This is a genomic window from Flavobacterium sp. Root186, assembly GCF_001428525.1.
Lineage (GTDB): Bacteria > Bacteroidota > Bacteroidia > Flavobacteriales > Flavobacteriaceae > Flavobacterium.
In genome coordinates this window covers 238,600-261,963 of sequence record NZ_LMHW01000012.1, presented here as the reverse complement: position 1 = coordinate 261,963, position 23,364 = coordinate 238,600, and the positions used below count along the sequence as shown (strand labels likewise).

The following is a 23,364-nucleotide window of genomic DNA, read 5'->3' as shown; positions in this document are numbered from 1 at the left end:
TGTTTGATGCAATTTATCTTGAAGAATTTAAAGATTCGGTAATAGAAATTTCGTTTATTTTATCTAACAACTCCAATTCATTAGTTGGAAATAGTTGAAGAGCCGTTTCTAAAATTAGTCCAACATTAATATTATAATTGCAGCATATTTTTAATAACATTACCTAGCGCATAATAATATTTATCTATTAAATGCAAAATTTTGAAGGATAAACTTACTGTTTTATTACTCAAATCCAAAAGTAAATCTTTAAAACAGCCATAAAAATAATTAGACTTTTACTGAAGCAAATTGTCCGTCGGTTTAATCTTTTGAGATGAGTTCTGAGTGTCAAATTTTTCCTTTCAATATGATTTGTACCAAAACGCTTTACAGAATGCAGTTTCTCGTCAATCAAATATCTGTAGTTTTTTAATCTGTCCGTAAATATCTTTTTAGCGTCAGATAATTTTAAAGTTTCCAGAACACGATTAAGCGTATTATTGGTTCGTTTCCCAACATTAAAACTCACAACTGTTTTAGAATTCCTTTCCAATGCATAAACCAGCCAGATATAATTTTTCTTGTGCCTAATATAAGTACACAGCTCATCGACTTCATAAGTCTTGCCTTTGCTGACAATTGGTCTGGTTATATTTCTCGCAATACAGACAATTCTTTTCAATAATGTTGTGGCTGATATTTCCAGTATTCTTGCTGTGCTTCTTATTCCTAATCCCTCTTTGGTTAATTGAACAATCTTTTCATTAATATCTAATTTGTAAGCTTGATTTGTATAATATTCTATAAAACGGTGAGAGCACATTTTACAATAGTATTGCTGTATATTATTTTTTGTTCTCCCATTTTTAATAACCTTTTGCTCTTTACATTTTGGACAATTCATTACCATCACTAACTTTGGAACACTATGTCGCATTTTTACTCATTTTAGTTCATTTAAGGCAATATTAAAACAAAAAAGATGAGCATTACTGCTCATCTTTAAATTATTTATTTCTAAAATTTGTTCAATTTCAAAAGGTTAGAATTTCAAAATCTCATATCACTAACTTTGAAACACTACCGAGACGCCCTGTTGGGCGTCTCTTTTTATATTAAATAATTAAAACTTCATGTTCTTTCTCAGTTCGTTATGTTATTATTCTGCAAAAACATTTAATGCTTAACATAACTTTCATTTTCAACTAATTAAGCTGTTACATTAATAAAAACACCTAATTTGAAATACTATCCATTTTTTGTTGTTCCATGTATTCTCTGGAATATGGTCCTGTGTGATTAATTCTCGCTTTTTGGTCCATTAAGTAAATGGAAAAAATTAAACTTGCAATAATTAAAATTATAATGACCCAAACTACACATCGACCTATTTTATTTGTTTTTCTAGGTAATTGATCAAATTCATTTACAATATCTTTCCATTGTCCATTATGTTCGAATATAAAATAATTTGGAATGCATATTACACCAATATATAATACTATAAACCATTTTCCATTTTCGATTTCAAAACCTGAATCAACAAAAGTTCCATACAAATATAAACTACTTAACCCAACTATAATAAATAAAATGTCTAAGTACAAGCTTGCCCGAAACTGACGAGAAAAAACAGAAGAGTTATTTATTGATTTATACAATTGATAATAAAAGTAATAGTAGGCCTTTTTTAATAACATTGTTTTCGAATTATTTTATTAGTATTTAAGTTATATCTGTTTTTTAGTAATTGAGTGTTTATAGGCCACCACATGGTCGCGGACTCCAATTTGAACCTAAAATCGCTCTGTTCTCATTTGAATTTCTTGTACCTGCTTCAATAGCTGCAGGCCATCCTCCGCTAGGTTCTTGAGCCGTTCCAGGAATAAACGCATCTCCTAAAAAATATATTGTGCTCACAATTGCACCTGGTGGTCCTCCTTCCAAACCAATTAATCCCATAGTTGTGTTTACACCCATTTTTGCTGGATGAACTGCATTTTTTGAATTGGGATTTTGATACCAAACATATACCCCTACGCCATCCATAATAAATCCAGCCCCAACGGAAGCTCTTCCTAAAGCTGTTCCAATTTTTGCAACACCAAAAGTCCTTACATATTGATTACCATAAAAGACTCCACCCCTTGCGGTAGAAGTATAGAAGGTAGCGTTAGTTCCTACTCTTGTTATTCCAGATAGACTTTCAATTCCTGCAGCTGCTGTTCCAGCCACAGCATTTATTCGACCTCCAGTTGAATACCAACTATTTTCATAAAAAGGACTATTTTTATATGTATGTTGCTCGAATGTACTTGCCCAATTACTTGAATCACCACCTACTTTAACCTCAGGGAGGGACACCATATACTCGTTAAAAGTTCCACTTTCTGCATTTACCCATCCATTTCCTGCTGAACTATCAAAATTACCTCCGCCATTGTTTGTCCACGTGGTAGAACTATTTTCAGCACTATTATTCCACATTGCATCAATTGCACTTTGTGAAATCAATCCAGTTGGGTCTGACCAAAAGATAGGGCTATTTTTAGCAAAAGCAAAAGGGGAAGCAGAATATGAAAATTCAGATAAGGCATCTATGGAATTAAATCTCCCCAAAGCATTATCATACTGACGGTAATCCATCGCTGTCATGTTAAGCCCCAGCTCGTCTTGTAATTCTTTGCCATTGTACTTATACTTATTCTCTACACCTGTTTTAACATTATTATAACCTTCTTGTTTTAAACCAAAAGGGTAAAAATTACTCTCTTCCTTAATAGCAAGCGTTTTATCATAACTCAAACGAATGTTACCTAAATGATCTTTGTATTGGTATACATATTTATAAGATCCTGATACTGGTTCTACATATCCTTCGGCTGTTGGAAAAAACTTCAATGCAGCATTATCATATTGATAACCTCCCAGATAATCTGTAGTTACAGCAGGTTTTGCTGTTTCACTTACGATCTTTTGCACTTTCTGCCCCGCTGCATTGTAAAGATATGCAATGTTTCCTGTTGTGGCAAAAGTTATTTTGGTTGGAAGGTTTAAATGGTTGTAAGCAATTGCAGTGATATTCTTGTTATTATCTTTTGTCAAATTGCCATTTGCATCATAACTGTAATCATCGACCGTATTGGCTGCACTGTCTACAAAACCACTTGCTTTATAAGTAGTTGCATTGTCAATAACTTTTGTAAGCTGGTTTAAATTATTAGTAGAGCCATAATAATATGATATATTATCAATCTGCTGAATAGAAGCAGCATTACCATTACGAGCCAAAGACATGATATTTCCGTTTTTATCGTACGTTAAAGTTTCGTCATAATAATTATTTATAGTACCGTTTTGCTTGGAAATACCTGTTCTTAAACGATTCAAATTATCGTATACATAACCATAACCTCTTATTGCAGTTTCAGAGTTAATACTTGTCCAGTATGTTTCTGAAATGTTTCCATTATATAAAGCATTTACACCTGTTGTAGCTGCAGTGTTATAATTTAGCTTAAAGGCAAAAAGATCTTTCGGGTCTCCTGCTTTACTTAAAGCGGTTACATCATTAATTCCAGTAAGCCATCCACGAATATTATAGGTATAATTTATATTTTGGGTTGGTGCAGCTGTGGTATTACCAACTTTTTTAGCAATCAGATTTCCTAATTCATCATATACATTACTGGCAATTAATTCAATTGCCCCCCCATTTATTTGATGTGTCTGTGTAAGCAAACGGTCCTGAGCCGTGTAAGTAAAGGCATCTTTTGTCGTTAACTCTGTATCTGTACTCTGTCTTCTATGCTTTGTAATACTATATTGCAGCTTTCCAGAAAAACTGTCCAGTTTACTGTCTGTATAAGTATAACCACCTAAATGGTTTGTGGTATAGATTTTAACAGGTCTTGCCTTAGCATCGTATAACGTATATGTGAGTTCATTTCTATTGGCTGTACTTGCTTCTAAAACACGAACCCAGTTTCCGGTAGGCAAACCTATAGGTTTTATAGAACTGTTATAATAAACAGCCTGATCTGTTCCTGCAACAGTAGAAGGTACAGTTGGGGCACCCGGATAATTATAATCATCATAATAATTAACCGTTAATACATGATACCCAGATGTTGGCCAGCATAGATTAGTATATCTAAAACTTACTCCTGTTGTGGGAGGCACTACAGTATTTGTAGTCGCGGCAATTTTAGTTTCGCTAGGATTTGTTGTTACAGTATTTTGAGCATCCTGAAGTGTTTTTCTCTCAACGTTAGTTACGGCTGCTGCAGGCCACCATGCTGTAATAATAGGGCGGTTGAAGGCATCATATTTAGTTACCAGCCATCCTGTAGAGGTTAAATCGCTAAAAGGTGAGCTGGCAGGTCCGGTAGCAGCTACTCTGTCAAGTTTATCATAAATAATAAATTCCCATTGCTTGCCCGGCAGTTTTTTCTCTACAAGTCGGTTGCGGTAATCATATTTATATTGATAACATAAATCGTTTAAAATAGTTGCTGTAAGTGCTCCATCTGCTTTTGGTGGAATTACATAGATAAGGTTTCCATATACATCATAGACATAATAGGTATCGTGTTTTTCGTTGACCGTACCAGTTCCAACTTTGCCATACGTTCTTTTTAGAATAACTTGCCCCAACTTATTTTTAAACTCCACAGTCGAACCGTCAAGTTCTGCTGGAGAAGCTGCCGTATTTTCATCATAAGTAACTGTTTTGCTGAGCTGTCCTGCATCATAAAAAATAGTTCCTGCTGCATTGCCTAAAGAGATATCATACAATCCGAGTGTTGTACTCCATGTAGTAATTGCTTTAAAACTTTTTATATCGTTTGCTGCATTACCTTGATACTCCATTTTTATTTCATGACCAAAACCCAGTCTCCAATCATTTCCTGGAGCTGTCTGTTTTAAAACTCTGCTTAATGGAGAATTCTCCAATGATTTTTCACTAAAAGGATAATTAGTTGCTTCCTGATTAGGATTTCCGTTTCTTGCAACAGTTGGACTTGCATAGTAGGAACCTAAATTAGTCAGAGCACCCGAGTCAAAAGACATATTAACACCTTCTGACTTATAAGGCAGGTATTCTTTTGTCTGTCTTCCGTAATTATCATAGTCTATATGAGTAATAATATCTTTTCCTGTATTGGATTGTTTATTAGCATTCGTTTGAACAGGTCTTCCTAATCCATCAAAATAAGTTATGTTTTGAGTAGCCTGATCTAAAGTAGGCAAAGGTACAACCTCAGTAAACGGTTGTTTATATGTTTTGGTAAGGATATAATTCCTATCTACGGATGGGTTAGGAATTGACAAACAATCTGAGTTCATACCCTGTATTGTCGGGCAGTTATCCGAACTATCTCGCACATAATTTCCTGCCGGGGCAGTACATTGTGTTACAAAATTCGCTGGATCTCCAAGACCATCCAGGTCAGTATCTGCATACCATTTTGTATTCGGGTTTATAGTTGCATCTGCATCATTACAATCCGCATTATTGGTAGCATATCCTGCTGGTTTAACACTGTAATAAACTGTTACAGTTGGACTTCCAAATGTATCGTTATCTGCGTCTCTGTAAAAAGTCGTGGGCGTAATATTAGTAATGTTAACCGTAGTATCATTATAATCAGACGAGTTTCGAACATAACCTGCAGGCTGGGTACATTGCTTTAATGTAGGAGTTGTAGCTCCGTAACCATCTCCATCGACATCGCGATACCAAGTTGTATTAGGATTTAATGCTGCATCTGCATCATTACAATCTGTATTATTTTTTACATATCCCGCTGGTTGTAAACAGCTTTTAGTGGTTACGGTTGTTGAACCAAATCCATCGGCATCGGCATCGCGATACCAAGTAGTATTAGGGTTTACCGTCGCATCATTATCATTACAATCTGTGTAATTATCAACATAGCCCGGACGCGAAACACTAGCTTCTGCATACACACCCGGAATTCCAAAACCATCTCCATCAACATCTCTATAAACAGTATGCGGCGGTATATCGGTAATATATTTATCACCATCATCCAAGTCAGATTGGTTAGCAACATAACCCGCAGGCTTAGTAGTTTTAAAAATATAAACATCCGGGTTTCCATATCCGTCTCCATCTGCATCTCTGTTCCATTGATAACCCGTTGGATCTTCTTCACCAGGGTCAACAACTGCTGCTGACTGTGGAGTCTCTATTCGTTGATTTTTAGTACCATTCTGTGCATAACCCAAAAAAGTAACTATTTGAAATAAAAAAATATATAATAATCTGTTTTTCATTTGAGTCGTTTGTTAATTTTTGTAGTGGTATTGATTTTCAGACAAAATGTTATTGCTTCTATCTCTTACAGTCAGCAACCTATTAAAACTATCATAATTGTAAGTCATAACATCCCCTTTAGGATCTGTCACACTACTAATACCTACTAATGGCTTATGTGTAAAAGTTGTTATCATGCAATTAACCATTAAAAGATTGCTTCTTAAACCATTCAATGAACTCATATTAGCCTGAGCTTCAGAATAAGTATCTAAAACTGCAACTGTAATTCCTAATGCTGAAGCAATTTGCGCCAGTGTTGCATTTTCAATTTTAGCAATTGGCAGTGTTTTATCGTATCCCCAAATAAAACTTACACTTGTTCCGTTTTCAAGCGTATATTGTGTAATATTTCCTTTAGAATCATATTGATCAAAAGTGATTTTCTTTTCTAATTGACCTACTGATGGAGTTGTAATACTAGTTAAAGCATTTGGAAACTTAGCTGAATAAATGCTCTTAGGAAGCAGCAAGTTATTTGTAGCAGTACTTTTATCATAAACAGTCGTTTGCTCTGAAATTTTAGTACTCCCTTTAAAAATTTGCGTATTGAGAGGAATCCCTATGATATTAGCTCCTCTCAAATTATTTATGTATGGAAGAGCTGCCAATTGTGTATCTCGTGCGTATAAATATTTAGTTTCTGTAACTTCACCTACTAAACCTGTTGTTGAGTTCGTAACTGACTGTGAAGTTAGCTGCAAGTGATTTGTACCTGCATAATTATAATTTGCTAGCGTTGTGATAGGATTTAAACCATTTTTATCATATTCATTGGTAGTTGTATTTGATAAATAAACAAAATACGAGATATATTTATAAGGCATAACATCGAGATGTGTTATTGTTGGGATATTTGCAAATGATCCGGATGTTTTGCCAAAACAAGGATGGTGAATATCGAAAATTACATTATCAGCACCACTTGCAATGCAATCACCATTGGCATCACCTTGATGAATATGTATAGCCGAACAATATTTAACAGGATATGATTTTGATATGTTACTAGCTGTACAAAGACATTCTTCCTGAGTATTATTAACAAATTGTCCCTGCGCTGGATTGTAAATTGCAAAATTGATTAATGTTGGGTTATTAGCATCTTTTAGATAAGTATTTATAATCTCTTTTCTAAGAATATAAGAGCTCCCTTGTTTTTCAACAATTTTTGTTTTTAGTAATTTTCCATTATTCCATCCTAAATTACTCCAGGGAACATTTCTAAACTCTCTGTCTCCAATATAAATTTGTTCACGATAATCTTTGTTTATAATAAATTCATTTTCCTCATAACCATTTTCAAAAGTATCACCACTGCTAACGGTAACATATTTATAGTATACATTAGATCCCATTTCAAACAAAGAAGATATACTGCTTGAATTTAAAACTGCATCTGTAACTGTACAGCTCAAATCATTTGCTCCTGAATAACTTGGATGATCACTATAATTAAGATAATAAGGAACTTGAAAATTATCTCCTGAAGAAACATTCAAGTTATCAAATTTGGCATAATAATATTTTTTAGTAACCGGAGTTGGATTATTAAGAGAATAATCTTTGGTCGATTTAACCCTGCAGCCTCCTGTCAACAAATTGGTATTAATAATTTGAGGTGCGCCTACATAATACTGAAGATTAACTCTACTATGTGTACAGGTATAGTCATTAACCAGAATAACTTTATAGTTTTTATTTTGTACCACCTTAAAATAATAAGGTATAGTCGAATTAGCAGTTAAATCTAATGATTGTACTCCTGGCGTGACCTGCGTACCGTAAGCATCACTATATTGAAAAATAGGCACATAAGTACCATCTTCGACACATAAAATGGTTACATATCCTTTGTGATGATTTCCTCCTGTATCGTTAGCCGGATCACAGTTAGCAAAATAGGTCCCCCCTGTAAATTTTGCTTCATATGAAAAATCTGCCTTAAAAGTCACAGAGGTTGACATATGCCTTTGCTCAATATCATTTTCTAAAGTCAGTTCTTTATTTACAGTTGGCGGCATAACTTTTTTGGTACCATAGTAATCATTAGAAGCATATTCTAATTCTGTATATCCTTTTGTAGGATAAATTATTTTATTCAAAAGTCCCGTTTGTACTTTGGTCTCATCGATTTCGCGATTGGCAGCATTAAATGCAAAGTTTTCAAAACCTGAACCTTCAATTCTTGGCAAAAGCGTACTATTATTAGCTCCATTAAAATATCCCCAGTGATCCTGGCTTTTAGATAATCTTGCAGGGAAATCCGATGGGTTTATGTAGGTAAAAGAATATTTATTAGCAGCTTCACTAAAATTAAAACTATTTAAAAAAATTCTCTTGTTACTTGTAAGTAAATAGTCAAAATCAATTTTTTCAATTGTTTCAACCGCTTTATTCTTTATCGTAATTGTTTTAATTACATTTCCTGGCTCAGAATTTGATATTTTGTCTTCATAACTAAAAGCTACACTTCCAGAAGATGGATTATTACTGCTTATAGAATTTAATGTCTTTCCTGTTATTCTAATATTATGCTCGTAAATTGGTCCGAATGTAATTCCCTTAGTATAACTTTGCCCAGATGCACAGGTTTGCTGTATTGGAAAAGCTTTTGAAGCTTGCTGACTTTGCGATTGCACATAATTTTCTGTGACATTACTATAAGTAAAATAAATCTCATCACCTTTTGGATGTACTATTTTATTTAAATACCACGCAGTTGTTTTTATAGAAGGATCAGCATGACTAGCTCCATAAGTTCGTAACATAGTCTGTTCTGTTTCCTGAAAATAATATTTTACTCCATCTGTTGTTGTAATTATAAAAGTGTACATACCTCCTCCTACTACGGGAATTAACTCAACTTTTATGTCGCTTTTTTCAAGAAAAACGATCTTATTATTATTATCCAAATAAAATTTTCCAGAATTATTAGGGAAATTAAAAATGAAAATATCACGTTCACTATCTTTTCCCTGGTTTTCTCCAAAAAGATAAAAATAAACGTTTTTCATTACGCTTTCTGGTACAGTTGTAATATCAAGATGTTTCATTGGAAAATCTTCAAAGTAATCATCTTCAAGATTACGAACAATACGAGTAATAACACCTCCACCGATAAGGTTCCAGCCTAGTCCGGTTTTAGTATTTATTTCATCAACTTTAAGACCGCTTGAGGAGTAACTTAAATTATATGGAATACTCAAATTTGCTGTTTTATAGTTAAATAAAGGCAAATTAATATTTGGAGTACCGGTAAACATACCTACAGGTGTATTACCATACATAGAAAATTTAAAGGCTTCAGGTGAAGGAGGTGTAATATTAGGTAGAAATTTACTAGGGTCATTGCCCGCATCTTGTGCATTTACTCCTGTTAATACACAAAAAAACATAGCCCAAATTAGGGCGTAAAGAGATTTTTTCAAAATAAAAATTTAGGTTATTTGATAATGAATTGGCTTTTGGCTACTTTTTACAAGGAATTGTAATTGAATAAAATAGTAAAGAAGACTTACATATAAAGTGTTTTTAGTTTATTAAGATATTTGTTTTTGGTACGACAAATATTATAAAATAATTTTATTTTATATCACAAACATTAACAATTATTCAATTGAAATTAAAATATATTTTCTCATGCTTAATTAATTATCATTATAACATTTAGAGATTTTCTAAAACAAAAAAAAAGACCACCTCAAAAAGGCGGTCTATTAATATATATTATATAAACTTAAGCTCTAAACAAAGCATACTTATTAAAGTTATACAAAACCTTATCATAAGGAACATAAAGCGAAACTATTTTCTCTGACGATTCGTCAAATTTGATCCCATTGTGTTTTCTGAATAAGTAGATCTCTTTCAAACAGTTTGATAAACTTTGATGAATTTCACTTGTAAACGTTGGCAGTTTTTTGTCTCCAACTAAAAGATCAATTTGGTAGTTAGAGCTGCTTTTTGATAAATTATTACCAATAATTCTAATGGTAAATGTGGTTGACTTTCCGTATTGTTCACCTTGATATTGTAGTGTCATAATTTTATAGTAAAAAGGTTAGTATTGTATGTTTAAACTTTCTTTAGAATTGAATTCAATTTTAAAGTTATAAAAAATATTGAATGCTTTATAAAAACTCGCATCAAATTTATTTAAGCAAAGTTACTCAACTTTTTCAAAGAGAAACAATCAAATTAATTTACAATATTATTTTCTGGCTTTCTTTCTTCGTTTACGTCTAATAAAAACAGATTCCCATTCTTATCAAACATTGTCATATTCAAAGCATCTAATAAGGTAAGATTTTTTGAAACCGAACCTGTGAATTTATTATAGGAAAGATTCATTTCTGAAAGATTTTGCATTTTTTCAAGTTCCTTAGGAATCTCTCCGCCCAGACTATTATTGAACAAACTTAAATTTTGCAGAATATTTAAATTAGAAATATCTGAACTTACGGCGCCAGATAATCTATTATTATTTAACAGCAGTATTTTTAAAGTCGAAATTTTATACAACGAACTTGGCAAAACACCAGCAATTTGATTCTCAAACAAACAAAGAATTTCTAATTGATTTAGTTTTCCAATTTCCAGCGGTAATTCGCCGGAAATATTGTTCTTAAAAAGTTCCAGGTCTTTCAAATTCTTCAAATCGCAAATACCTACCGGAATTGCACCAGATAACTGATTGCCCGAAACATTTAAAACTTGAAGCTCTTTAAAATTGCTTATGGAATTTGATAATTGTCCTTTTAGATTATTTTTATGAAGATCAATTGCCGTTAAATTTACCAGCTCAAAAAATTCAACAGGCAGTTCGCCCTGCAGATTATTATCGGCTAAATTTAAAGAAGTTACTTTTCCGTTTTCGGCTCGAACTCCGTACCAGGTTGAGACTGATTGTGATAAATCCCATTTTATTTTCCACTGCGAACCATTCGTCGCATGATATAATTTAATTAGCGCGTCTTTCTCTTTATCTGAAACAGTATCAGCAAAAATATTAAGAGAAAAAACAAGTGCTAAAAAAAGTGTTGCAAGGCTTTTCATAACAGATTTGGGGGATATGTTTTTCTGCTTCAAAATTAGTTAATTACTAGATGTAAAGCGACTTATGTCGATAAAGTGTTAATAAATAAAAAATTCGTCTTACTTTTCTTCTTTATAAAATTTTCGAAATCGTTATAGTTTTTTAACTATTTTTGAAACAACTAATTACAAAAACCTAATATTATGGAAATTAACCTAATTACATTTTTCGTTGCTGCGATTGTGACACTCATAATCGGTTTTATCTGGTATCATCCAAAAGTTTTTGGAACAATCTGGATGAGAGAAAATAATTTTACTGAAGAAGATCTGAAAAAAGGAAACATGCTCAAAATATTTGGGTTTACCTACATTTTTTCTGTAATGCTTTCAATGGCTTTAATGTCGTTTACCATTCATCAGTCGGGCGCTATCGGAATGATTGGCGGTCCGCCATTTATTGAAAGCGCAAAACCATCTTTTCATGCTTTTATGGCTGATTACGGAACTGCTTATCGTACTTTCAAGCATGGTTCACTCCATGGTTTTATGTCGGGATTATTTTTCGCTTTTCCTATAGTAGGAATTAATGGATTATTCGAAAGAAAATCATGGAAATACATCTTTATTCATGCAGGATATTGGATGCTTACCCTTACTATAATAGGCGGCATTGTTTGTCAGTTTGCATAAATTATAATAGTAAACACCCGTTTGAAGCCAAAACTCAAACGGGTTTTTCTTAATAATAACTTAAAGAAAATGAGTTATTACAAATATTATCTAATTTTGAAGAAATTAGCTCACACTTTTGAATACAACTTATTCTTTTCAAATCTATAACAGCACGTCATTACTACCTTTAGAATGGAATTCGCTGGCTACTGATAATATTTTTTTGACACGGGAATATCTCGAGGTACTGGAAAACTCTTGTCCGGTAAATATGATTTGTCATTTTATTGGAATTTTTGAAGAGGAAAAACTCATCGGGATTGTTTTAACTCAATTTTTATTTGCGGAAAAACTGGAATCATTTGGCGAACGCGATCAATGTTTAAAAACATCTGTTCGTAATTTTGCTCTAAAGAATTTCGCTTCCCACGTATTATTTGTTGGAAACAATATGTTAACCGGGCAGAATGCTTTTGTTTTTAATAAAAATATAAAAGAATCAAAGGCTGTTAAAACACTTCATAAAGCTATTAATCAGCTTAAGAAAGATTTAAAGGCAAATGGAAAAAAAGTTCACATCACCAGCATAAAAGATTTTACTGCAAAAGAAATCGAACCTTTGCAGGCTGAATTTAAAAACAATTATACGTTTTCAACACAGCCTAACATGGTTTTTAAAATCAACGAAAACTGGAAAACAGAACAAGATTACGTTGATGCATTGTCAAAAAAATATCGGGATCAATACAAACGTGCCCGCAAAAAATCTGAAGGAATAGAAAAACAGCAAATGTCTTTATCTGACATCAGAAAATACGAAGACGTTATTTACGATTTGTATTTTCATGTTGCAAAAAATGCTCCTTTCAACACTTTTTTCCTGGCGAGAAACCATTTCAGTTTTTTTAAAGAAATTATGAAAGAGGATTTTTTGCTGTATGGTTATTTTTTAGATGAAAAACTAATAGGTTTCAACACGCTGATAAAAAATGGAGCCGTTATGGATACTTATTTTTTAGGTTATGATGAAAGTGTTCAGCGCGAAAAAATGCTCTATTTGAATATGCTTTACGATATGATTGCTTATTCTATTAAAAAAGGATTTAAGGAAATTGTTTTTGCCAGAACCGCTCTCGAAATTAAAAGTTCTGTTGGAGCAAAACCTGTAAAAATGTATGGTTTGATCACACATAGTAATGCCTTAATCAATCATAATATTGCAAGGTTTTTTAATTATCTGGAACCCAAAACAGAATGGCAGGAGCGTAATCCGTTTAAATAATGGCTTTGACAAAGTTTTAAACTTTATAAAAGCCTAAGGAACTGCTAGTTTCATTTGTTTGTGCAGAATATGAATCTCTAACTCCTTTTGCGCTCCGCAATATTCACCGTCAATTTGAAAATGAACCGGATAATCTGTTTTTATTTCTGCTTTATCTGTCGAAATAATCACAATATCTTCAGAATCAATTGGCATGTTTCCAGTAATAATTTTTCCAATTAATAACAAATCCAGGCTTTTTAAAATCACCAATTCAAATTTTCCGTCATTCATTGCGCCATTTGGGTTAATGATTACACCGGTTCCGTATTTTTGTGAATTAGCAATAACAATCATTCTTGCCACATGTTCAACGGTTTTATTGTTTGCTGATATTGTTGCCACAAAAGGCTCGTCTGATTCTGTTAATGTTGTAAAAGCCTGCAAGGCATAACCCCAAAATCCTCTTACATCACTCTGTTCATAGTTTTTGACCAAATTGGCATTCAAACCAAGATCACTTAAATGAATGCTCTTTTTACCATTAATGCAAATCATATCCATTTCGATATAATGATGCTGAAAAGCAATTTTAAGATTTTCTTCTATTCCCGCAGGCAGATTTAAATCGACCGAAAGTCCGTTTGCAGAGCCGGCTGGCAAAATCCCGATAATTACGTCATGATCTTCCATCGCTTCGGCAACCATTTTTATGGTTCCGTCGCCTCCTGCTACAATAATTCGTTCTGGCTTATATTGATTATAGAGTGCTTGTATTTCTTTTAAATCATTGTTGCCGGTAGTTTCATAAACTTCCAAATCAAAATGATTTGTAGCTGCAAACTCCTGAACAGACTCAATTAAACTTGATTTATCAAGATCTCCCGAAATAGGGTTTACAACAAATATGATGTTCTTTTTCAAAATTTTATTTTTAAAACCAATTAAAATAATTAATTTACAGTGTTATATAAATATACGGAATTAATGAAACCAATTTTACAATTATATCGGGGTTATGCCAATGAAGAAGAATTAATTGTAATGGGGCATGTCTTTAAGAGAACGTATGATTATGATTTCCAGAAGAAAAACTTAAAAAATGCACGCTCGGTTGTCAATCAATTCAGAATAAAAACTATTGAAAATTTTGATGTTTACTTAAAATTCGGCAAACAGGAAATACATACAAAAACACTGGATGATGGCTATTTTAAATTCTGCATTCCGCTTGAAAAAGAAACTCATTTTGGATGGATCGAGTATGAAGTGAGCATCAAATATGGCGGTAAAACTATTGTTTCAAAAGGAAGTTTTATACGTCCGCATAAAGGGAATTTAGGGATCATTTCTGATATCGACGATACTTTTTTGGTTTCGCATACGCAGAATATCTTCAAAAAAATATATATTTTACTTTTTAAGAATGTAAACGACAGGAAAGTTTTTAAAGATGTTGTTCCGCATTATCAGGCTTTAAGTTCGGCCGGACGGCACAATAAAGAAGAAGAAAATGCTTTTTTTTATGTTTCGAGCAGCGAATGGAATTTGTACCGATTTATTGTCGAATTTACCAAAATTCATAACCTGCCGCGCGCAGTTGTTTTATTGAAAGATATTAGAAGAGGAATTACTGATTTCTTCATGAGCGGACGAGGAAATCACGATCATAAATTTGAAAAAATAAAACATGTTTTAGAATTTTATCCCAATCTCAAATATGTTTTATTGGGAGATGATTCGCAGCACGATCCGGTTTTATACGAGCGAATCTGCAAAATTTTCCCTGTTACCGTAATTGCTGTTTACATTAGACAAACCGGTAAAAGCAAAAAAAAGGAAGTTAAGAAGATCATGAAAAATTTAGAATCGCTTGATGTTTCTGTTTGTTATTTTAAAGAAAGCAGCGAGGCTATTGCACATTCTAGGTCTATTGGAATTATTAAATAGTTTTTTTGTTTCAAGTTTCAGGTTTCAAGTTTCAGGTTTGAACTGAATGAATATTTAACCGCAAAGCACGCTAAGATTTTTTGATCTGCGAGGTTTCATAAAACGCAAAGTTCGCAAAGCTATTAGTTGATAAAGCTTTGCGAACTTTGTACATTATAAATCCAGACTATAAAAAATCTTAGCGTGCTTTGCGGTTAAATTTACTCGTCAAAATTGCAACTTGAAACAATCTTAACTAAACATTAAAATTATCAATCTCTTCCTGAACAACTTCCCAGTCCAGAAGTAATTGATCTAAATCTTTTTTCTTTTTGTTGTATGCTGTAAAAAACGATGCGTCTTCGATATGTTTGTCATAATTAGAAGCTAACAATTTATCGTCGTGCTGAATGTCTTTTTCTAATTGTTTAATTTGACTTTCAACTTTACTTAAACGGTTTTGAAGCGCTTTCCCTTTTTTCTGATCTTCGTAAGATGTTTTGTTTGTCTCTTTTGGAGCAGCAGCTTTTGCAACATCTTTTTTCTCGACTTCACGCATGTTTTCAAGATTACGCTGCTCTAAGAAATAATTGATATCGCCTAAATATTCTTTGATTTTTTGATCTTTAAATTCGTAAACAATATTTGACATTCCCTGAAGAAAATCCCTGTCGTGAGAAACCAATAGTAAAGTTCCGCCAAATTTTTGAAGTGCAGCTTTCAAAACATTCTTAGATTTGATGTCTAAGTGATTCGTAGGCTCATCCATAAGCAATACGTTGATTGGCTGTAACAACAATTTGCAAAGAGCTAAACGGTTACGCTCGCCACCTGAAAGCACTTTTACTTTTTTCTCGACATCATCGCCGCGGAATAAAAATGATCCCAGCATATCACGAACTTTAGAACGGTTTGTGTCTGTTGCAGCATCTTCCATGGTTTGAAGTAAAGTGATTTCACCATCAAGATATTCTGCCTGATTTTGAGCAAAATAGCCTAATTGTACATTATGCCCTAATTTAATAGTTCCGTCGTATTCAAATTCGTTTACGATGGCTTTTATAAATGTAGATTTCCCTTGTCCGTTTTGACCAACAAAAGCAATTTTACTTCCGCGTTCTACCAACAAATCAATGTCTTTTAAAATAACTTTGTCTCCATATGCTTTTGTAACATTTTCAGCTTCAACTACTACTTTTCCAGGTTCTTTGGAAACTGGAAAAGAGATATTCATTACAGAATTATCGTCTTCATCAACTTCAATTCTTTCTACTTTATCTAACTTTTTAATTAACGATTGCGCCATCGAAGCTTTTGAAGCTTTTGCACGGAACTTTTCGATTAATTTTTCTGTTTCTTCAATCTTTTTTGCCTGATTTTTTTGCGTTGCCAATTGCTTTTCGCGAATTTCATGACGAAGCTCCAGATATTGAGAATAGGGTTTATTAAAGTCGTATGCTTTTCCTAAAGAGATTTCGATTGTACGGTTTGTAACGTTATCAAGAAACATTTTATCGTGCGATACAATTACTACAACCCCAGGATAATTTCGAAGAAAGCTTTCTAACCAAATAATACTTTCGATATCCAAGTGGTTCGTTGGCTCATCCAGAAGTAATACGTCATTCGACTGCAATAATAATTTAGCCAATTCGATACGCATTCTCCAACCTCCTGAAAATGTTTCGGTTTGGTTATTGAAAACTTCTCTTTTGAAACCTAATCCTAAAAGAATTTTCTCTGTGTCTCCAACATAATTATAACCTCCAAGAAGGTCAAAACGATGTGTGTAATCAGATAAATCTTCAATAATCTGACCGTATTCTTCACTTTCATAATCGGTTCTGGTAACCAATTGATGATTGATTTCTTCTAATTTTTTTTCGACAATCTTAATTTCAGTAAAAGCTTCATAAGCTTCTTCTAATACAGTTCTTCCACGTTCAAAATCAATATCCTGACGTAAAAATCCCATTTTGATATCTTTCTCCTGAGAAATAACTCCTGAATCTGGCGCAAAATCTCTTGCTAACATTTTAAGCATTGTCGATTTACCTGCTCCGTTTTTACCAACTAGACCTACACGGTCGCCGGCGCCTAAACGAAAAGTAACTTCTTCAAATAAATATGTTCCTCCAAAAGAAACCGAAAGATTGTGTATATTAAGCATAATTTCTTGACTATTATTACAGGCTGTAAAGGTTTTAACTATTTTATTTCCTTTACTTTTTGAAAGTGCAAAAGTATGACAATTAATTTAAGTTTCGGCTGTCCCTTTAAAAACAAATATGTACGTCGTTTTTATCTTTAGATTATTTGAGAGCATCAAATTGTAACCATAAAAAAACGGGTGAAAAATCATTCCATTTTTCACCCGTTTTTATTTTATTTAAAGTTGATTTATTCTGCTACTTCTTCTTTTGGCTCTGGCAATAAAACTGATAATAACACAGATATAGCCAAAATCCCTCCAATAACAATCAATGAATAAATTGAATCGATGTGATAGAATGGAGCAATAATCATTTTAATACCAATAAAGGAAAGGATAATTGCAAGTCCGTATTGTAATTTGCTGAATAAATGAATGAAATTATCTAATAAGAAAAACAATGCTCTTAATCCTAAAATGGCAAAAATGTTAGATGTATAAAGAATAAATGGATCATTCGAAATGGCAAAAATTGCAGGAATAGAGTCAACTGCGAATAGTAAATCTGTAAACTCAATTACTGCTACTACTACTAAAAGTGGTGTTGCTAATTTTTTTCCGTTTTCGATTGTAAAGAATTTATCTCCATCGTATTTATCAGAAACACTGAAAAATCTTCTGATTAATCTTGCTCCTCTTGTATTGTTGTAATCTTCTTCGTCATCGTCATCACCTGCAGACCATGATTTGATTCCTGCATATACCAGGAATAATCCAAAAGCTGTCATGATTAAGTTGATGTCGTATTTGAAACCTTCTACTCCAACAAGGCTTAAAAGTTTGTTTAAATAGGTAAGTTCAATTAAGAATGCACCTGAGAATATGAAAATAGCTCTTAAAACTAAGGCTCCAATAATTCCCCAAAATAAAACTTTATGTTTGTTTTGGTTTGCAACATCAAAGAATTTAAAAACTAAAATAAACACAAAAAGATTATCTACAGAAAGTGCTTTTTCAATCCAGTATGCAGACTGAAATTCATAAAATTTGGCAGCTCCTGCAAAGTAATAGACCAACCCACTAAAAATCATTGCTAAACTTATCCATACTAATGACCAGCTTACAGCTTCTTTATTGCTTACGATATGGCTTTTTTTGTTGAAAATTCCCAAGTCTAACAACAACATAATCACTACTGCGACAGCGAATACTATTATTAATCCTGGATGTTCTGAAAAAATAGGGTGTTGATTCATTTTAAATATTAATTAGGTTAGATTTTAAATTATTTATTGGCCATTGTAACTACTATAACCCTGCCGCCTTCTTCTTTTGACAGCAGTATTTTTTTACCATCTGTAAGTTCCAGCATCGTTCCAATAGGGATTTCTTTGTCTTCGGTAACATCTTTTAATGAGGTCAGTTTTTGATTAACAAATACCCATTTATCATTATAAAAAGTAAAATAACCAACAGGCACTTTTTGTTCTGCCGTTAGTTTTTCATTTCTGGCAATATTACGATTAACATGCCATTGAAACAAATATTGATCGTTATAAACCATTAGCCTGTGATTCTCAGGCTTCCAAACCGTTTCCTGAAATTGGTAATACAAGTCTAAAACCGGAAGCATGCCTTTATGCGATGTATTACAAAATGGGCATCTCGGGGTATTGGTATTATCAAAAACATACCATTTTTGTTCACATGAAAGATTGTGGCATTTCTGCATTAAATCTGTTGTTTTGAGCAGTGCAATTTCCCATTCTTCTGCAGTTGGCCTTTGCATCGGATTGTGTAATCCGTCTATGAAAACTTTATCAAATAAGGTTTTTAAATAAGGCCCCGTGATTGTGTACGGTAATTTGGTAATATCTGCCCAAGGTAAATCCCATTTTGAAACCTGATTTAGTTTTGGCCTGTTCATTGGATCTGTTGGATGTTCGATAAACATCGCTTTTTCGCCCATTGACAGCAAATCGTCTTTTTCGGTATCTAAATCATGCACTTTACCTCCTTTTAGGGGATGTCTGTGAAGTAAAAGCATATAAATTAAAACCGGCAAAGCATGAAGATCTGTTAATCGGTTTGGCAGTTTTCTGTTTGGATCTGCTTTGTCTAAATGTTTGGTCGAAAGCACTTCAGGTGCAATAAATTCTGCTGTTCCAATTACTTCTGCCGGAAATAAACCGGGAACTACTAATCCGTCCAAATCAATCATACAAGCTGATTTATTAATTGGATCGATTAAAACATTATTGTAAGACAAATCAGAATGCGCTAACCCCATTGCATGCATCTTTTTTACACCACGAGTCAAATTAACACAAACCTGAAAATAACTCAGCCAATCGCCTAATTCTGATTTTGCAACTCGAAGCGGAAAGTTTGGGTTCCTAAATTTTGAACCCGCAAACCATTTTCCGTTTTTTTCTTTTCCCTGAATTAAATCGCTGGTTTCATATCCTTTTTTAAAGAAAAACTTTGAATCATAAATTGGTACAATGATTCCCGTTAGTCCTTTATGTTCAATAACGTCTGTTGGCCATCTATAAACTTCGTTTAAGTAATAATCGCCCGCATCTCCGTTTTGAATCTGTACTAAATATTTATTAGTGATTCTCTGCAGCCTTTCTTTTTGATTGTAATCTAATTTATCTCTAAAAATAGCCACAACGTATTTTCTGTCAGGACTAAAATAAACATCCTTTACACCACCGCGCATAGGTTCGCCATTATCAACAAACTGATAGGTTTTTGCGGTGTCATTAATTGATTTTACTGTAATCGTGCTCATACTTAATAAATTATAGCAAGGGTTCTGTCATCGTGATTTCCCGGACTCCAAAAATCCATCCAGCTCGAAAGCTGCTGCGCAATTTCAGGATTTTCTTTATCAAAATCAACTTTAATTCCGTCTTCATTTTTCCCTTTTAGATCCTCTAGAAATTCGTTCCATTTATCGATTTTTTCCAAATTGGCTTCAACAACAAATTTAGGATCATAAATTCCGTCAGTCATCAGCATTAAATAAGAGAAATCATCAACGAGTTTAAAACCAAATCGGGTAGAAAACTTATCACTTTGAAAAATTTCGGGCATGGTAATAAAACGTGTTCCTCCTCCAAAATCACCAACGTCAAGCCAGTTCATTAATTTAATTTCTGTTAAATCTTTATTCAATAATCCGATTGGGCAGTCGCCAATTCCGAAGGTTAAAATGGCATAGCCAAAATCATATTTTTTAACCAAAGTAAAAATTAAAGTGGCATGGAAGCTTTTAAGTTCAGCTTCACTTTTTATTGCAAATTCTTCTATTTTTTGATGTGCAAAATGAGCTGCTTTTGAAAGATTATCATACACAAAACGACTTATTTTTTTTGAAGTTTCATCTGTTACTTTCTGATGATGTTCAATTAAAACCTGATCAAAATCTTTTAAAATTGCTGCATTCAAATTGTCCTCAAAATATTGAACAATTGAATTACAGGCTAAATTTGAACCTTTTCTTGACAAACTAGCAGAACCAGCCCCATCAGAAACAGCCAAAATACTCCAGCCAATTTCTTTAAGATTTTTAAAAGCAAAATCATCTTCTCTAAAAGATCCTTTATTGGCATGGCTTCGTCCTCTTTTAGAAGATACAACAATTTTTTTATCTAAAAATTCAGCTGAAACAGCTTCGTTATCCTGTTTCCAGAAAGGATCATTTTGGTCACTTTCTATATTTTTCCATAATGATTTTGGATCTGGATTTATAATAAGTGTTATTACTTTTTCATTTAAAACAGCATCTTCTGCTTCGCCTTCTACTCTAAATAATATCTTTATTTTTAAATCGCCGCTTACTTCCGGAATTCCCAAAAGCAATTCGTCTTTTTCATTAAATTCAAGGCCTGTGGTTTCTAAACCTTTAATTTCAAATGAAATAAAATCATTCCAGCCCAAAGTATTGAAATCAATCTTTGCTTCGTATTTTTTATTTACTGTGCCATTTGGTATTGAGACAGTCTGCGTCAAAATATCGTCGATTCTGTTTTTCAATATCCAATTCTGCATAATCATTTTTTGGTTTTCCTGAATTATTTTTACTGCATTGACATTTTGTTCATTCGAAGCAAAGGCTGCAAAAAGGGCTGCTTTATCTGCAGAAATGTCAATTTTCTTTTGTGATAAAAAAGACTGAATATATCTTTTAGTCTCTTCCATGAAATTATCCTTGTGTTCTGTTTACATCAAATCCACCGCCTCCTACGCCGTAACTTCCCTGATTGTTACACCACGGGCAAGTACTTATATCTTCGTCGCCTATGCAGTGTATTTTTTGGCATACGCAAACTGCAAATGCAATTTGATTTCCGCAGCATGGGCAAGTTGGTCCGCCAATCAACTCATCTGTATTTACTTTATTGCTGAAGTTTCCTGAATCGGCCAATTCAAAATAAGAATTATCGACTTGATAAGCGCCGACTAATTTGTAATTTTTAGAAGAAAGTTCGATTCCGGCATAAATAGATTCGGCAATTGTTTTGCGGTATTTCATCAAATACGGTCTTTTTGTATTTTGGCATTTTCCGTTTAAAACCACAAAATTATCATCAACATATTGACGATTTGGAGTTTCTTTCGTTAAATCTATTTTTGAAAGTGTTTCTCCGTCTAATTTTGCTAATTCAAAACCACTCGAATTATTTTCGACACTGATACTACTGGTTTTAATGGAATCTGTTACCCATTTAAAAAACTCTTTGTACGACTGCACATTTGTGTTTTTAAAATGTAAAACATTCTCTGTAAGCTCGCCTAATAATTTTGTATCTGTTTCGCTCCCGAAAGAGATCGCAATTAAGTTGGCTGTTCGCTGCCAGTTTTGTTTCCATTCGTTTATTGCTGCCTGGCTGTCATCTGTAGGAACTCCGTCTGTAAACAAGAAAACAATTGGTTTCCAATCGCCTTTTACCTCATAAGTAGTTTTAACGATATTCGTTCTTAATTCATACATTAAATGTCCTAAACCTTTGCTTAAGGATGTTCCGCTGCCAATTGGGAATTTTGGCGGATAAAAGCTCACTATTTCCTGTAAAGGAACTAATGTTTTAGGCTGACCTGCAAATACTATTATAGAAACGAAAACAGTTTCTAAAGCATGCGGATCTGTTTTTAATGCCTGAATTATGGTGGCTAATCCTTCTTCAACTTGTTGAATTGGCTCTCCAACCATTGACTCCGAAATATCAATTAAAAAATATATAGGTAATCTTCTCATTTTAAAGGAAATTTAATAACATTAAAAAAATAATTAAAAGTACAATCTGCGTCATATCAACTGCTAAACCAACTCCTACCTGAAAAGGTTTTATCATTGTTTTTAAAGAATTGAATATGGGCGAAAAAATACTGTTGAAAAAATCAAAAATGCTTCTGTACTTCGGATTTAATTTGTCTTTATAAGGCAGTAATTTTGAATATAAAAATAAACCTATAATTAAAATCTGAATGAAAATTTTGATGAGATACATTATGAAACTGCTTGTATTAACTCGCTTGCGATCTCTTTAAAAGCTTGTTTTTCATTAGCATTTTTAGTTTGATAACCGTAGACAGAAACTCCATTATTTACTTCCATAAAATTTATTGAGAAGGAAGTTCCGTAACCTCTGCTTTTTCTATTAAGCGGAATATCATACATTATTTTTATGTAAGCACAATTTTTACGCACAATAACTTCTTTGATCGTAAATTCATTTTTAAGATAGTTCTGTTTTAAAATCTGTTCTACATTTTTAATAACAAAATTTTCAATTCCAGTTGTTTGATAGCATACAGTTATTTTATCTATATCCATCAACTCTAATTTTTGTTCAGAACTTAACTCAATTTCTTCAAGCTCGTTTTCTTTTCCTTCGTAGTACGCTTCATCAATGGCAGTAGCTACATGAATAAGTGCTTTTGAAAATGTAACTAACATATCAATCATTTTTAAGA

The 23,364-nt window shown here is 33.0% G+C and carries 17 protein-coding genes; 3 read left to right on the top strand and 14 right to left on the bottom strand.

Annotation, left to right across the window (positions count from 1 at the left end; all coding sequences use genetic code 11):
* Positions 1–229: 229 nt before the first annotated feature.
* The 6 genes from ASD98_RS12390 to ASD98_RS12365 form a co-directional block, all read right to left on the bottom strand.
* Positions 230–919, bottom strand: coding sequence for an IS1 family transposase (locus tag ASD98_RS12390; RefSeq protein ID WP_242412104.1), 690 nt, complete (start codon positions 917–919; stop codon positions 230–232).
* A gap of 298 nt (positions 920–1,217) precedes the next feature.
* Positions 1,218–1,541 (bottom strand): hypothetical protein, encoded by a 324-nt coding sequence (locus ASD98_RS12385; RefSeq protein WP_128414825.1) that lies wholly within the window; start codon positions 1,539–1,541, stop codon positions 1,218–1,220.
* 199 nt (positions 1,542–1,740) lie between these two features.
* Positions 1,741–6,285, bottom strand: coding sequence for a DUF6443 domain-containing protein (locus tag ASD98_RS12380; protein WP_056205071.1), 4,545 nt, complete (start codon positions 6,283–6,285; stop codon positions 1,741–1,743).
* 12 nt (positions 6,286–6,297) lie between these two features.
* On the bottom strand, positions 6,298–9,756 hold the full coding sequence (locus ASD98_RS12375; protein ID WP_128414824.1) for a hypothetical protein: 3,459 nt from the start codon (positions 9,754–9,756) through the stop codon (positions 6,298–6,300).
* A gap of 308 nt (positions 9,757–10,064) precedes the next feature.
* A complete protein-coding gene (locus tag ASD98_RS12370) occupies positions 10,065–10,370 on the bottom strand; it encodes a hypothetical protein (protein WP_056205064.1) in 306 nt (101 codons plus the stop codon).
* Positions 10,371–10,525: 155 nt separating this feature from the next.
* Positions 10,526–11,383 (bottom strand): Two component regulator three Y domain protein, encoded by an 858-nt coding sequence (locus ASD98_RS12365; protein WP_056205061.1) that lies wholly within the window; start codon positions 11,381–11,383, stop codon positions 10,526–10,528.
* A gap of 183 nt (positions 11,384–11,566) precedes the next feature.
* Between ASD98_RS12365 and ASD98_RS12360 the strand changes: the two genes are divergently transcribed.
* Both ASD98_RS12360 and ASD98_RS12355 read left to right on the top strand, forming a co-directional pair.
* A complete protein-coding gene (locus ASD98_RS12360) occupies positions 11,567–12,055 on the top strand; it encodes a DUF1761 domain-containing protein (RefSeq protein ID WP_056205058.1) in 489 nt (162 codons plus the stop codon).
* Positions 12,056–12,173: 118 nt separating this feature from the next.
* Positions 12,174–13,319, top strand: a complete 1,146-nt coding sequence (locus ASD98_RS12355; RefSeq protein ID WP_056205056.1) for a GNAT family N-acetyltransferase — start codon at positions 12,174–12,176, stop codon at positions 13,317–13,319.
* Between the two features lie 33 nt (positions 13,320–13,352).
* Here the strand turns inward: ASD98_RS12355 and ASD98_RS12350 are convergent, their stop codons facing one another.
* Entirely contained in the window at positions 13,353–14,222 is an 870-nt protein-coding gene (locus tag ASD98_RS12350; protein WP_056205054.1) for a diacylglycerol kinase family protein, read from the bottom strand.
* A gap of 63 nt (positions 14,223–14,285) precedes the next feature.
* On the opposite strand from ASD98_RS12350, the gene ASD98_RS12345 reads away from it, so the two are divergent.
* The gene (locus ASD98_RS12345; protein WP_056205052.1) at positions 14,286–15,248 is read left to right on the top strand and encodes an App1 family protein; all 963 of its coding nucleotides are present in this window, start codon (positions 14,286–14,288) and stop codon (positions 15,246–15,248) included.
* Between the two features lie 235 nt (positions 15,249–15,483).
* Here ASD98_RS12345 and ASD98_RS12340 read toward each other — a convergent pair whose 3' ends face one another.
* The 7 genes from ASD98_RS12340 to ASD98_RS12310 form a co-directional block, all read right to left on the bottom strand.
* On the bottom strand, positions 15,484–17,397 hold the full coding sequence (locus ASD98_RS12340) for an ABC-F family ATP-binding cassette domain-containing protein (protein ID WP_056205050.1): 1,914 nt from the start codon (positions 17,395–17,397) through the stop codon (positions 15,484–15,486).
* Between the two features lie 230 nt (positions 17,398–17,627).
* Positions 17,628–18,635, bottom strand: a complete 1,008-nt coding sequence (locus ASD98_RS12335) for a TerC/Alx family metal homeostasis membrane protein (RefSeq protein WP_056205047.1) — start codon at positions 18,633–18,635, stop codon at positions 17,628–17,630.
* 29 nt (positions 18,636–18,664) lie between these two features.
* Positions 18,665–20,176, bottom strand: a complete 1,512-nt coding sequence (locus ASD98_RS12330) for a helix-hairpin-helix domain-containing protein (RefSeq protein WP_056205045.1) — start codon at positions 20,174–20,176, stop codon at positions 18,665–18,667.
* 2 nt (positions 20,177–20,178) lie between these two features.
* Positions 20,179–21,588 (bottom strand): PP2C family serine/threonine-protein phosphatase, encoded by a 1,410-nt coding sequence (locus ASD98_RS12325; RefSeq protein ID WP_056205042.1) that lies wholly within the window; start codon positions 21,586–21,588, stop codon positions 20,179–20,181.
* A 4-nt stretch (positions 21,589–21,592) separates the two neighbouring features.
* Positions 21,593–22,645, bottom strand: a complete 1,053-nt coding sequence (locus ASD98_RS12320) for a TerY-C metal binding domain-containing protein (RefSeq protein ID WP_056205037.1) — start codon at positions 22,643–22,645, stop codon at positions 21,593–21,595.
* Position 22,646: 1 nt separating this feature from the next.
* A complete protein-coding gene (locus ASD98_RS12315; protein ID WP_056205034.1) occupies positions 22,647–22,898 on the bottom strand; it encodes a hypothetical protein in 252 nt (83 codons plus the stop codon).
* Positions 22,898–23,347, bottom strand: coding sequence for a hypothetical protein (locus ASD98_RS12310; RefSeq protein ID WP_128414823.1), 450 nt, complete (start codon positions 23,345–23,347; stop codon positions 22,898–22,900). The genes ASD98_RS12315 and ASD98_RS12310 overlap by 1 nt, the downstream gene beginning before the upstream one ends.
* Between the last annotated feature and the right edge of the window lie 17 nt (positions 23,348–23,364).